This window comes from Pseudoalteromonas sp. MEBiC 03485, assembly GCF_004195145.1.
In the GTDB taxonomy this organism is placed as follows: Bacteria; Pseudomonadota; Gammaproteobacteria; order Enterobacterales; family Alteromonadaceae; genus Pseudoalteromonas; species Pseudoalteromonas apostichopi.
This window is the reverse complement of record NZ_SGBT01000001.1, coordinates 1,398,439-1,410,391: the sequence shown is the minus strand read 5'-3', so window position 1 is coordinate 1,410,391 and position 11,953 is coordinate 1,398,439. Positions and strand designations below refer to the sequence as shown.

12 protein-coding genes and 1 other RNA gene are annotated in these 11,953 nt (G+C 40.8%); 6 read left to right on the top strand and 7 right to left on the bottom strand.

Annotated features, from left to right (window positions below; genetic code table 11):
• Nucleotides 1–16 precede the first annotated feature (16 nt).
• From EVU92_RS06535 to EVU92_RS06525, 3 genes are all read right to left on the bottom strand, one after another.
• The gene (locus EVU92_RS06535; RefSeq protein ID WP_130050522.1) at nt 17–2,263 is read right to left on the bottom strand and encodes a S46 family peptidase; all 2,247 of its coding nucleotides are present in this window, start codon (nt 2,261–2,263) and stop codon (nt 17–19) included.
• 181 nt (nt 2,264–2,444) lie between these two features.
• The gene (locus EVU92_RS06530; RefSeq protein WP_130050521.1) at nt 2,445–2,687 is read right to left on the bottom strand and encodes a DUF465 domain-containing protein; all 243 of its coding nucleotides are present in this window, start codon (nt 2,685–2,687) and stop codon (nt 2,445–2,447) included.
• A 185-nt stretch (nt 2,688–2,872) separates the two neighbouring features.
• Nucleotides 2,873–3,511, bottom strand: a complete 639-nt coding sequence (locus EVU92_RS06525; protein WP_130050520.1) for a response regulator transcription factor — start codon at nt 3,509–3,511, stop codon at nt 2,873–2,875.
• A 145-nt stretch (nt 3,512–3,656) separates the two neighbouring features.
• Here EVU92_RS06525 and EVU92_RS06520 point away from each other — a divergent pair, with 145 nt between their 5' ends.
• Both EVU92_RS06520 and EVU92_RS06515 read left to right on the top strand, forming a co-directional pair.
• Nucleotides 3,657–4,202, top strand: coding sequence for a hypothetical protein (locus EVU92_RS06520; RefSeq protein ID WP_130050519.1), 546 nt, complete (start codon nt 3,657–3,659; stop codon nt 4,200–4,202).
• A 17-nt stretch (nt 4,203–4,219) separates the two neighbouring features.
• Nucleotides 4,220–5,899, top strand: a complete 1,680-nt coding sequence (locus EVU92_RS06515) for an MASE1 domain-containing protein (RefSeq protein WP_130050518.1) — start codon at nt 4,220–4,222, stop codon at nt 5,897–5,899.
• A 134-nt stretch (nt 5,900–6,033) separates the two neighbouring features.
• Here EVU92_RS06515 and rnpB read toward each other — a convergent pair.
• Nucleotides 6,034–6,385: RNase P RNA component class A (gene rnpB / locus EVU92_RS21535), an RNA gene on the bottom strand.
• Nucleotides 6,386–6,427: 42 nt separating this feature from the next.
• Nucleotides 6,428–7,285 (bottom strand): 16S rRNA (cytidine(1402)-2'-O)-methyltransferase, encoded by an 858-nt coding sequence (rsmI, locus tag EVU92_RS06505; protein ID WP_058585920.1) that lies wholly within the window; start codon nt 7,283–7,285, stop codon nt 6,428–6,430.
• A gap of 61 nt (nt 7,286–7,346) precedes the next feature.
• Here rsmI and EVU92_RS06500 point away from each other — a divergent pair, with 61 nt between their 5' ends.
• Genes EVU92_RS06500 through dolP form a run of 4 tightly spaced genes read left to right on the top strand, consistent with a single transcriptional unit; the run spans nt 7,347 to nt 10,821 of the window.
• Nucleotides 7,347–9,224 carry a penicillin-binding protein activator gene (locus EVU92_RS06500; RefSeq protein WP_130050517.1) on the top strand — a complete coding sequence of 626 codons (1,878 nt, stop codon included), beginning with the start codon at nt 7,347–7,349 and terminating at the stop codon, nt 9,222–9,224.
• A 39-nt stretch (nt 9,225–9,263) separates the two neighbouring features.
• Nucleotides 9,264–9,635 carry a YraN family protein gene (locus tag EVU92_RS06495; protein WP_130050516.1) on the top strand — a complete coding sequence of 124 codons (372 nt, stop codon included), beginning with the start codon at nt 9,264–9,266 and terminating at the stop codon, nt 9,633–9,635.
• A gap of 32 nt (nt 9,636–9,667) precedes the next feature.
• Entirely contained in the window at nt 9,668–10,255 is a 588-nt protein-coding gene (locus EVU92_RS06490) for an SIS domain-containing protein (RefSeq protein WP_130050515.1), read from the top strand.
• Entirely contained in the window at nt 10,255–10,821 is a 567-nt protein-coding gene (gene dolP / locus EVU92_RS06485) for a division/outer membrane stress-associated lipid-binding lipoprotein (RefSeq protein ID WP_130050514.1), read from the top strand. The genes EVU92_RS06490 and dolP overlap by 1 nt, the downstream gene beginning before the upstream one ends.
• Before the next feature lie 64 nt (nt 10,822–10,885).
• Here dolP and EVU92_RS06480 read toward each other — a convergent pair whose 3' ends face one another.
• Together EVU92_RS06480 and sspA are read right to left on the bottom strand one after the other, a co-directional pair.
• Nucleotides 10,886–11,326 carry a ClpXP protease specificity-enhancing factor gene (locus EVU92_RS06480; protein WP_130050513.1) on the bottom strand — a complete coding sequence of 147 codons (441 nt, stop codon included), beginning with the start codon at nt 11,324–11,326 and terminating at the stop codon, nt 10,886–10,888.
• Nucleotides 11,326–11,952, bottom strand: a complete 627-nt coding sequence (sspA, locus tag EVU92_RS06475; RefSeq protein ID WP_054554181.1) for a stringent starvation protein SspA — start codon at nt 11,950–11,952, stop codon at nt 11,326–11,328. The genes EVU92_RS06480 and sspA overlap by 1 nt, the downstream gene beginning before the upstream one ends.
• Between the last annotated feature and the right edge of the window lies 1 nt (nt 11,953).

Here is an 11,953-nt window from a genome sequence, read left to right as displayed (position 1 = left end):
TTTCAAAATAGCGGGGCTATTTAACTAGGGTCATTTCATCAAGTAGGTAACCTGCGTTATCAACTTCTTCCATTAACCAAAGCATGTATCGAATATCAACGTGGATCGCACGGGTGATCTTCGCATTAAAGTACCAATCTTTGGTGATTGATTCATAAGTCGAGTCAAAATTAAGGCCTACTAATTCACCTTTACCATTCATTACTGGCGAACCTGAGTTACCTCCAGTGGTATCAGCGCTACTTAAAAAGTTTACAGGAACTGAGTTTACTTCAAGTGGTTTAGCCGCTTGTGGCTCACAACCAAAGCTGAATAAACTACAGCTGACACCTGGTAAACCTAAGTCACCGCGGTAGTACGCACCAAACGCTTGCTTTTTATATGCTTCAAGTACTTTATCTGTAACAACAAATGGTTTTTCACCTGTGTGTTTAGCTACTAAACCACGTAGTGATGTAAAAGGTGTTTTATACACAGCATCTGCTGCTGGGTAACCATCAACTTGTGCATAGCTTACGCGTAAAGTGCCATTTGCATCTGGGTAAACTGGCTTACCTTTAGCATTATTAAAGGCGATGACTGCTTGCATATATTGCGGACGAATTTCAGCTAAACGACCGGCCATTTCTTTTTCGTCAGCCTCTTGTGCCATATTGGTATCGTATAGCGCAACAGCTAATTTAATGAATGGGTCATTTGATGCTTCAAATTCGGCTACTGATTTACCTATCCAGCTAACACGCGTTGCTGTATCTGTAAGTTCTGTTTTAGCGTAAAAAGAAGCTACAATCGCATCAAGTTCGGCTTGTGTTGTAGTGTCTGTGATACCTAAGCCATTGTTTAATGCCGCTACTTGCGCAGCTTTGTCTTGTGCTAAATAGTTACCTAAGTAGCTTAACCATAAAGCTTTATCGACCTCAGGTGTAAATTGCTTTTGCAAGCGCTCTAAACGGGCTTTAAGCATAGGAAGATCGCGCTCTTGGTAACCCATTTCGCGCTCTGCATTAGGTTTTTCGCTCTCTTTTGCTAAGCGGTATAAACGAATTGCAGTGCTTAGTAAGTCTGCTCGTTTTGCATAATCAAAGTAAAAGTGACTTTGTTGCTGAGCATGTGCTTCAACTAATAATGACTTTAATGCGTGATATGAATCTGCATAGGCTTTACGTTCAGCACTTTGTGCAAACCAAGCTAGGTATTCTTGCTCTTGCGCAGCTTTAATTCCCGGAATATCCGTTACTTTAAAACCGTCTTGTAAACCTTCGAGTTTCTTTAAACGGTTGTTGGTGCTTTTTACACGAGAGGCATATTTTACCTGTGCTTGCTCATCGCCTTCACTCTGCTTGGCAATCACATCAAGGGTCATGTTGTAAGTATTAAGCAGTGTCGGGTAATACCAACTCGCTGAATAATTTACTTCGTCTGCTAGTTTATAGCGGCTTGTACGACCCGGATAACCTGCCACCAACACACCATCCCCTAAGCTTACGCCGCTCGCATTCACTTTTAAGAACGACTTTGGCTCATAAGGTACGTTATCTTCGCTGTAATCTGCAGGTTTACCATCTTTACCGACATAGCCACGTACAAACGTAAAATCAGCTGTATGACGTGGGTATTCAAAGTTATCGATGTCACCACCAAAATTACCCAATGCTTCTGCTGGGGCATAAACTAAGCGCACATCTTTGATCATTAGTTGCTTGATCATGAAGTACTCTAAGCCATGGTGAAAATCTCGAACCGTACAACGGTAGTTAGGATCTGATTCACACTCGCTGATCAACGCCTTGCGGTTCGCTTGAATCGCCTCATAACGCGCTTTGCCGTGTAGTTCTGCGGGTAAGTTACCCAGTACGCGCTCAGTGACATCATCCACTTGTTCTGTTACATACAAACGCTCTTGTGGGCCTGCAGGTAGCTCTTTTGATAAGTCAGCTGCTAAAAAGCCTTTTTCAATTAAGTTGTTTTCTGGTGTGCTGTTATTTTGAATCGCGCCATAAGCACAGTGATGATTAGTTACCGCCAAGCCTTTTGGTGACACAAATGACGCAGAGCAATAACCTAAACCAACCACTGCATTGAGTGGGTATTGGTTGAGATCTGCCACTTGTGAAGCCGGTAATTCGATACCAACGCGGTCAAACTCGCTTTGTAATTGTTTTAATTGATGCGGTTGCCACTGCCCTTCATCAGCGTATGCGCTACCTACAGCGACAACACCCATTAGTGCTAATGAAGTAGTAATAATATTTTTTTTAATCATGTTAATCCTAGTCAGTGCAAAGCACTATTCTATTGTTGCCTGAAAAAATCGCGCTAAGACTACCATAACCTTGATTGAGTAAAGGGATATTGCGATTAACTACGATTGAGTAGTAAAAACAGAAAATAAAAAGCCCCTACTATGAGTATGCAATTGGTAGGGGCATTAGCTTTTTAAATTGTTAAGTGTTGGCTTTTAAAAAGTCATAAAGTTCATCTTTTAGCGCGGCGCGTTGGTGTTTCTTTTCATGCATATCCGCATCTTCAATTGGCGAATTTTGCAATTCAAGCTCACGAATTTCTTTATCCATCTCATCATAACGCTGCATGGTTTTCTTGAAGTGAGCATCATTTTTAGCAAGATTATGGATTAATTCATTAAACTCCGGGAATTCGTTCAATAACGAGTGTTTTTCGCCTAGCATGGGCAACTCCTTTGGCTAGAATTTAAGTTCAATTTCACTGTATCACTGTAACAAACAGAGTCAACGCAGCAACCTTGTCCGAGATCAATAATCACAACGATTCAGAAAATATAGCGTTCAAACTAGAAATTTCCGTTTTTGATAACTTAAGCAATTGATAAACAGCATACAAAACGGGGATGGATTTACCCTATGTCATCAATAAGAATTACCCCTTTTTCAAGAGCTAGTTTAGTAATTTGAATTTGCGAAGTTAAGTTCAGTTTGCTCATAATGCTAGCACGATGAACATGAGCCGTTTTAGGCATTATATCAATCACTTGTGAAATTTGTTTCGCATTAAAGCCCTGCGCAAGTAGCTTAAAAACTTCTAACTCTCTTCGCGTAAGCTTGTTTAATACATTGTCAGTTTTTTGAGGTTTCAAGAAATGCGTGTTAATTGATGGGCTTAAAAATAGTTGGTTTTTAACGATAGAATGTATTGCAGTTATTAGCTCTTCAGCTGCATCTCGTTTCGATAGATAAGCATCAACACCTAAGTCTAACGCTCTTTGAATGTAAGACTTTTCCTCATACATACTCAAAATGATACGCCTAGCACTTGGTAACTTCTTGCCAATTAGTTGAGCGACTTCTAACCCATTTCTATCTGGCAGAGAAATGTCGATAACGAAGCAATCGATATCAATATCATCTATTTTGTGTAGACACTCACTGTAGCTACTAGCTTCAAAAGAAACTTGCCAATCAGGGTCTTCTTCTTCGATAAGAGCCTTAAAACCTTCTCTTACCATTTGATGATCGTCAATAAGCGCAAATTTCATAACAACTCCATGTATTGATTAATCCCCATTATAACGCGGTAAAAACGCACTCAGGTAAGAAAAATTCTTATAAGCCTAAGAAAAGTGGAAATAATTTTTTTGATGCCCTCCTAGTAAACTAACCCTAAATGATAAGGAAATAGCCATGAATAAATTCGCAGGGGAAACAAGCCACTTTCAAAACATCACCGTATTACTACATTACATAGGTGAGTCAAATTATCGTATTGAGTGGACAAGTAAAATGACAAAAGGGTCTACTAACCTAGTCAAAACAGGTAAAAATAAATACGTAGTAATGCGAAAATGGCCAGAAGCGAAAGCCTTAACGGATGTTGCAGCTAACTTTACTTCACGTAATGCCGCTTTTGTTCATTTCATCAAAAATGTAGACATAATTAAAAGTAACGATGAAACCATCAATAAAGCCAAACAGCGATGTTTAGATTATTTTACTCAGTGCGAGCATATCAAGCCAGTAACCAAAACAGCTTTCCCTAAACCACGCTTGCAAGGGGCTCTAGGCCGTGAAGTGATTGTGAAGCATAAGCGTAATATGTCTGATATTGCTAAAGGGCATTTATTACAACTTATTGGTAATAAAGCTGAAATCCAAGTTACACAACGTTATACTTTGTGCAACCCTAGCGCCAAACAACAGTTTGATACGACGCAAGTTTACATATTATAAAAAGGTTATGCTTACTCATGGATAGAGTCTTCAACAAAAGTTCTTTTGGTACTCTTGCTTCTCACTTTAAAAGCATCAAGCGCACTGAAATTGTAAAGTTTGTACTGTTATCGTGCTTAATCGTTTTAATTGCACCCATTATCGAAAATAGTCTTTATTTATTTTCCTTTAACTATGTTGTGTATGAGGACTTTGTTAGCTGGTACTTTCCGGTTGGCTTTAGAGTAGTTTGTTATCTGTTTTTTCCTTTGCGTTATTGGCCAGCATTAGCAGTCGGTTTTACATTAGGACAAATCAGTTATGTTTGGTATTTTTATGATGTTCCTCTTGATGATGCCCTCTATAGGCTTGTTAGCTTTGCATGCCGAGAGTTTTTGATTCTTACTCCTCTTCTGCTGGCAAAGCTTTTCAAAGTTCGATTAGATATTCAAACTGTTAAAAGTGCTGTTACAGTATTATTTATTGCAATTTCATATCGCTTTATACGATCAATGCTCATTATCTTACCGAGTGATAGCCAAAACAAGTACCGGCTTATTGCTGATGAAGATCGTTTTGAAATGATGTTAGCTCATCAGCTTGGCGGTATCATAACGACACTTATCATGTTGCTTTTCGCGTTTCATGCTAAAACAATTTACCAGCAATTAAATAAACTCATAACTAAAGAGGTTAGTACTCTCTTAGTGCAGCTGTGTTTTTGCCTCACTGTTTTTATTGGGGTTTATTTGTTTGAACCTAAATCACTTTATCTCTTGCGAATGCTCGCTATATTTCCATTGATATGGTTTAGCTATCGATACGGGGCCTTAGGGGCTCTGAGCTATGCAAGTGTAACTGTTATATCCTTACTCATTAACGTCTATGGTGTGAATGAAACCGAGTTACTCCTGACTACGCAACTTTACATAATAAGTTACAGCGTTCTGGCTCTTTTGCTCAGTGCATTTGTTACTGAATTAAATAAGTCTAAATCCGCATTATTAGAGCAAAATAAAGAATTAATTGAACTTAGCACGCTAACTCAAAACTTAGCCTCTAAAGTTGTCAATGTTCAAGAATCTGAGCGAAGCCAGCTTTCACAAGAATTACATGATGATATAGGTCAAAACCTAACAGCTTTAAAAACAAATATTGCAATATTAGAAAAGAAAACAGCCAACCATAACGAGCTAGCATCGACAATTACACGACTCCAAAACGTTTCAAGCCATATGTATGACTCGGTATATAGGTTAATGCACTGGCTGAGACCTCGTCTATTAGACGAATTGGGTTTAGAAGCAGCATTAAAAAGCGAGTTATTCTCTGAGCACCTAAATGAAGCTGGAATAGCTTATCAATGCAAAATAAGTGGACCGATAGATAACTTAAATGATGATTTTAAAATAGCTATATTCCGTATATGCCAAGAGGCATCAACCAATGCTGTTAAGCATTCTCTGGCCACAGAGTTTTCAATCGATATAACTTATCTACAAAATAAGCTTGAAGTAATCATTAATGACAATGGTATTGGCTTATCTGCACAGCCAAATTCTAATTCAAAAGGAGGGTTTGGAGTGTTAGGAATTGTTGAACGTGTTTCAGTTCTTAATGGTAAAACACAGTTTAAAAATGGTGAATTTGGTGGTTTAACAATAATGATAAATTTCACTACTACACATAATGGTTACTCCGCAGTAGCCATAAACTAAACAGTGAAAACTCGTCACACTCTCCCTTTAATACTCTTATTCAAAGCCAGTAAACCACTTTTTGTATGAGCGGAGTGGATTTTCTCCACCCTAAAAACAAAAAGCCTCGGTAAATACCGAGGCTCTTGTATAATTTGGTGAGTCAGCCAATAAGCCGGGTTCTGTCGTGGATAATCATTCGTCTAGGCCATAAATTGCTCTATGGCTCAAGCAACCTACCCGGTTCCAACGTGGGCCACGCCATAAGGAACCCTATTTGGTCTTGCTCCGGGTGGAGTTTACCTTGCAACCAACTGTTACCAGTGGCCCGGTGCGCTCTTACCGCACCCTTTCACCCTTACCAACCGAAGTTGGCGGTCTCCTCTCTGCTGCACTTGTCGTAGGCTCGCGCCCCCCAGCCGTTAGCTGGCACCCTGCCCTGTGGAGCCCGGACTTTCCTCCCCCTGCGCATTTTCGTTGCAGGCAGCGATTATCTCGGCTGACTCGGCGCGCAGTATACCTGAGCGCGCACTTCTATGCAGTAAAGAATTAGTCTTTTTCGTCAATAATTGCTTTATAAAGTGCGTTTTTCTTCAAACCAAAATACTCAGCCACCACACCGCAAGCTTTTTTCAGTGGCATTTCAGCTTCAAGCAAACCTAGCATACGACGCGCATCTTCTGGAATATCGTCACTTTGCTTCGCTTTACCCGGTAACATCAGTACGATTTCACCGCGTTGCTTAGTTGGATCATCCGTTAAAAACTGTTTTAACTCGGCAACCGTGCCATTGAAAAAAGTTTCGAAAGTTTTAGTCAGTTCTTTCGCAAACACCACTGGCTGCTCTGCACCGAGAGCTGCTTCTAAATCATCAAGGCTCGCCATTATACGGTGGGTACTTTCATACATGATGCTAGTAATACCTGAGTTTACCGCTTCGATAAAAAAGCTCTGCCTTGCTTTACTCTTTGCAGGTGTAAAACCAATAAACTGAAAACGATCTGTCGGTAAACCAGAACAACACACAGCGGTAATTGCTGCACATGCTCCCGGCACTGGCGTGACATGCGCGCCCTGTTCACGGCATAAATTGACTACCGCATAACCTGGGTCGCTAATCAGTGGCGTGCCGGCGTCAGATACCAGCGCAATGTTCATTCCTTGCTCTAACCAATCAACAATTTGTTGCGCTTTTTGTTTCTCGTTATGGTCATGTAAAGCAAAGGTTTTTGCTTTGATATTAAAATGGCTTAACAACTTTCCTGTGTGACGAGTATCTTCAGCGGCTATTAAGTCAACCTCAGATAGGGTTTGGATGGCACGCTGGCTGATGTCATCAAAGTTACCAATAGGCGTGGCAACAATGTAAAGAGTGCCGATTTTATCTGAATTGTCCTCATTTAACATTGAGGTCTCCTGCGTCAGTCAGTAATATAAGCAAATCGCGTTAACGTATCGGGAAATCATTGTGCGACTTAAACTTGTTAGTCTATTAATTGTATTGTCAGGGTTATCGGCTTGTAGCACAACCGAAAAACCTCGAAATAGTGCAGAAAATCAATCGGGCCAATCGAGTACGGCTCTATCACAGCTAACCGACGCACAATCTATGTACCAAGTGGCACTAAACCGTCAAGGCGCCGATAAAATCCAGCTTTTATACACCGCTCGTGATGCGGCTATCAGCGAAGAACGTTGGTCGCTACTAGAAAAAATCTGTTTCGAACTAGAAGCGACCCCAAGTGTAGACCAAATTCAAAACAAACTTTACATTGCCCTTGCACAAGAGCATCAAGGCAAAAGCGACTTAGCTTTAGCTCAGTTAAAACAGCTCGAGCCACAGCTAAGTCAACCTGAGCATCTGGCATGGCACCAATACTTAACAGGTCGCGTTTATGCATCGCAAGGTATGCCAAAACAAGCAATGACTTACTTTTTTAAGGCATCAACACTTAGCAGCAAAAACAACTTTACCGTTGCGAATCTCAATAAAGATTTATGGCAAAGCCTAACCCAGCTTTCTTCGTACGCACTCGAACGCTTTAATCGTGGTTCTGTGGTACAACAAGGTTGGGTTAATCTAGCGCTTTACCACCAAGTGTATTTGGGTGCGCCGGTCGAATTACACCAAGCAATGAATAACTGGTTGCGCCGCTACCCTGGCCACCCGGCAGCAGAAGTGCTTCCAAAAAAAGTGACTGAGCTGGTACAAATTGAGCCTTTAAATGTAAAACGCCTAGCTGTATTACTTCCACAATCAGGTGCCAATGAGCGATTAGGTGATGCTTTAAAAGCGGGTGTTCTCGCGGCCCTCGATGGACAATCATTAGAACAAACATTATTTATTGATGAGTCACTATCTGCTCCAGAAATTGCACTTAAACTCAGCGAGTTTAAAGCCGACTTTGTTATTGGCCCATTATTAAAAAGTAACATTGAAAAGTTGACCAGCGCGCAAACACTTGTTGATTACCCGGTAATGCATTTAAACACCTTTGATGGTGAGCGTATTTCTCAGCAGCATTTTTTCTTTGCATTAAACCCTGAGCATGAAGTTCAACAAGCCTTAGAACGTTTTTTAACTGCAGGCTATCAAAAACCTATGCTTTTGGCACCGAATAACAGTAACGGTCAACGCTTAGTTGAATACTTCAATACGCAATGGCAACGCTATAGCGAAGTTAAACCACAAATCGGATTTTATTCCGGCAAAGACGATATGCCTAAGACTATTACAGGCCTCTTAGAAGTAGACCAAAGTAAAGAGCGCATAAAAGTCGTAAAATCATTATTTAAACAAGAAGTTGAAAGCGAAACCCGCTCACGCAGTGATATCGATGTAGTTTATATTTTAGGGGATGCCACCGAAACACGCCTAATTAAACCATATTTAGACGTTAACGTGAGTACTTTTGCTGATCGTATTCCGCTTTATGCCAGCTCAAAAAGCCACAGTAAACAAATCGATAGAACCGATAAAGGCGATTTAGATGGCCTTTATTTTACGGAACTACCTTGGATGCTTGACGGTCAAATTGCACAACATAATTTACGCCAGCAATACGATAGTTTATGGCCAGAGAACGCTGATATAAGTCAGCGCTTATTCGCAATGGCATTCGATGCAGCCAGTATGTTTGGTGATGTAAAGCAGTTGAGCATGGTACAAGGCAAACGCTTTAGTGGTATTAGTGGTCAATTAAGCATTGCCAGTAATGGTTATGTAACACGCTCTTTAGATTGGGCACAGTACAAGAACAAAAAAATTATTGCTGTTGATTTAGCAATAGAGCAACCAATTCCACTATTCATGCAATCTGCTGTTGGGATTAACGCTGCTAAATAAACGGTTATTTCAAAATACTACTAGCTCAAGGATGAAGCTATGTCGTGGTTTAAGCAATTGTGGCAAAATAGCCGCGAAAAAGGCCTGTATTACGAAAAACAGGCTGAACAGTATTTAATACAACATGGCTTAAAGACCATTGAGCGTAATTATTTTTGTAAATACGGTGAGCTCGACCTGATAATGCGCGACGGGCAAACACTGGTATTTGTAGAAGTGAAATTTAGGAAAAACGCCCTTCGTGGCGGCGCAAACTACGCGCTCAGCAAGCTAAAACAGCAACGATTAAGGCGAACGATTAGCCATTATCTTGCCGAAAAAAAGATCTCAAATCAGTTAATGCGGATAGATTATGTCGCTATAACGGGTGAGCTTAATAGCAGCCTTAACTGGTTTAAAAATGTTTACTAACGCCTTCTGGCGTCGGCTTAATTTGGTAGGTTATGCAAGAAACGATTAAAAAAATCTTTACCGAAAATATTCAAGTTCAAATAGCTGCAGGTGAAGTACTTCCGAGCGCACTTGAATCAGCAGCGTTCACCATCGCGCAAAGCCTAATTAACGGCAATAAATTACTATGCTGTGGTACCCCTAGCTGTCATATGTTGGCACAGCACATGGCAGGGTTATTAATTAACTTTTATGAGACCGAGCGCCCGTGTCTTCCAGCAGTTGCGCTTGCACAAGATCAAGTTAACTTAGGCTCAACGGCAAATAACGATGAGCACGAAACTTTTGCCAGACAAATTCGAGCATTTGCACAACAAGGTGACCTTTTACTAGCAATTGCGGTGAATGGTAATGAAAAGCAGATTATCTCAGCAGTCGAAGCTGCACTGACTCGTGATATGAAAGTCATTGTGCTTGTTGGCGATGATGGCGGTGAATTAGTCGGTTTACTTGGGCCAAATGATGTTGAAATTCGTGTGCCTTCAAAACGCCCAAGCCGCATTGTTGAGTCGCACTTAGTCAACTTACACTGTCTAAGTGAGCTTATCGATTTAACCCTATTCCCACAGGAAGAAAATTAATGTTTAAACAGTCTTTAATTGTATTTGGTACCGTTTTATTGCTGCAGGGCTGTGCAGCTGCTGTCGTGGCTGGTACAGCGGGTGCTGTAACAGCCGCGAATGATCGTCGCACAATTGGTTCACAAATCGACGATAACAATATCGAAATTAAAAGCTCAATTGCTATCAGTGAAAATGAGCGCTTACATAAATATGCTAACGTTAACGTCATTAGCGTTAATGGTATTGTGCTTATGATTGGTCAAGTTGCCAATCAAGAAATGAAAGACGAAGCACAACGTGCTATCGAAGGCGTTGATGGCATTCGTAAGATACACAACCAAATTCGCATTGGCTCAAATATTGGTATAAGCACACAAACTCATGACTCATGGCTTACCTCTAAAGTTAAAACCCAATTACTCACCACAGAGAGCATCAGCAGTAATAACATCAAAGTAGTTACAGAGAATGGCGAAGTCTTTTTAATGGGCTTAGTGAGCGACTCTGAAGCAAATTTAGCAGTTGATGTAGCACGTAACGTATCAGGCGTTGAACGTGTTATTAAAGTGTTTGAATATTTATAATCTCAAACCGTAAATTGATAATAAAAAACCCGCTAATAAGCGGGTTTCTTGTATTTGAATAAGGTTACTTAATCACTCGTAAGTGAGCACCTTTTTTCTTCTCTGGTTTTGTCGGTGGTTCATCATCTGGCGTAATATCGTCAGGTGTTTCAACACTTTCTAATACCGGAGTAAAATCGTCTTCGTCCTCGATGAATTCTTCTGCAGTAAATACAGTCCCTTCACCATTCTCACGTGCATAAATTGCGAGCACAGCACCCATTGGTACGTAAACTTGCATTGGTTGACCACCAAAACGCGCATTAAAGCTAAGTTGTTGGTTGTCCATTGCAAATTGTGTTACCGCTGATGGGCTTATGTTCAAAACGATCTGGCCGTCTTGCACAAACTGTGTTGGTACTTGTACAGCAGGAAAATCAGCGTTAACCACTAAGTGTGGTGTGCACTGATTATCAACAATCCAATCAAAGAAGGCGCGTAGTAAATAAGGACGATTAGGCGTCATTATAAACGGATCTCACGCTCAGCTTCAGTTAGTGAAGCTTGGAATGATTCACGCTCAAATAAACGTAACATGTATTCTTTAAGCTCTTTAGCGCCAGCACCATTAAGCTCAATGCCAAGCTCAGGTAAACGCCAAAGTAGCGGTGCTAAGTAACAATCAACTAAGCTGAACTCTTCGCTCATGAAGTAAGGAGCTTCAGAGAAGATCGGTGCAATTGCAAGTAACGCTTCTGTAAGCTCTTTACGTGCTTGCGCAGCTTCGCTGCTACCGCTAGTGATTTTGTTAGCTAGGCTATACCAATCAGTATCGATACGATGCATCATTAGACGACTACGGCCACGCATAACCGGATAAACTGGCATTAGTGGAGGATGAGGGAAACGTTCATCAAGGTATTCCATGATGATGTTTGCCTGATATAAACCAAGCTCACGATCGATCAGTGTTGGTACTGTACCGTAAGGGTTAATCTCATGAAGTGCTTCTGGCAGGTTATCCTTTTCAGCCAGGTGAATGTCAACACTTACACCTTTTTCAGCAAGTACGATACGTACTTGATGGCTATACATACAGTTAGCACCAGAAAACAGGGTCATTACAGGGCGCTTATTGGCAGCTACGGCCATG

Bases quoted from the DNA above. Each gene is read 5' to 3' on its own strand.
- EVU92_RS06515 (WP_130050518.1), top strand. From the start codon at position 4,220: ATGGATAGAGTCTTCAACAAAAGTTCTTTTGGTACTCTTGCTTCTCAC.
- EVU92_RS06535 (WP_130050522.1), bottom strand. From the start codon at position 2,263: ATGATTAAAAAAAATATTATTACTACTTCATTAGCACTAATGGGTGTT.
- EVU92_RS06530 (WP_130050521.1), bottom strand. From the start codon at position 2,687: ATGCTAGGCGAAAAACACTCGTTATTGAACGAATTCCCGGAGTTTAAT.
- EVU92_RS06520 (WP_130050519.1), top strand. From the start codon at position 3,657: ATGAATAAATTCGCAGGGGAAACAAGCCACTTTCAAAACATCACCGTA.
- EVU92_RS06490 (WP_130050515.1), top strand. From the start codon at position 9,668: ATGCAAGAAACGATTAAAAAAATCTTTACCGAAAATATTCAAGTTCAA.
- rsmI (WP_058585920.1), bottom strand. From the start codon at position 7,285: ATGTTAAATGAGGACAATTCAGATAAAATCGGCACTCTTTACATTGTT.
- EVU92_RS06495 (WP_130050516.1), top strand. From the start codon at position 9,264: ATGTCGTGGTTTAAGCAATTGTGGCAAAATAGCCGCGAAAAAGGCCTG.
- dolP (WP_130050514.1), top strand. From the start codon at position 10,255: ATGTTTAAACAGTCTTTAATTGTATTTGGTACCGTTTTATTGCTGCAG.
- EVU92_RS06525 (WP_130050520.1), bottom strand. From the start codon at position 3,511: ATGAAATTTGCGCTTATTGACGATCATCAAATGGTAAGAGAAGGTTTT.
- sspA (WP_054554181.1), bottom strand. From the start codon at position 11,952: ATGGCCGTAGCTGCCAATAAGCGCCCTGTAATGACCCTGTTTTCTGGT.
- EVU92_RS06480 (WP_130050513.1), bottom strand. From the start codon at position 11,326: ATGACGCCTAATCGTCCTTATTTACTACGCGCCTTCTTTGATTGGATT.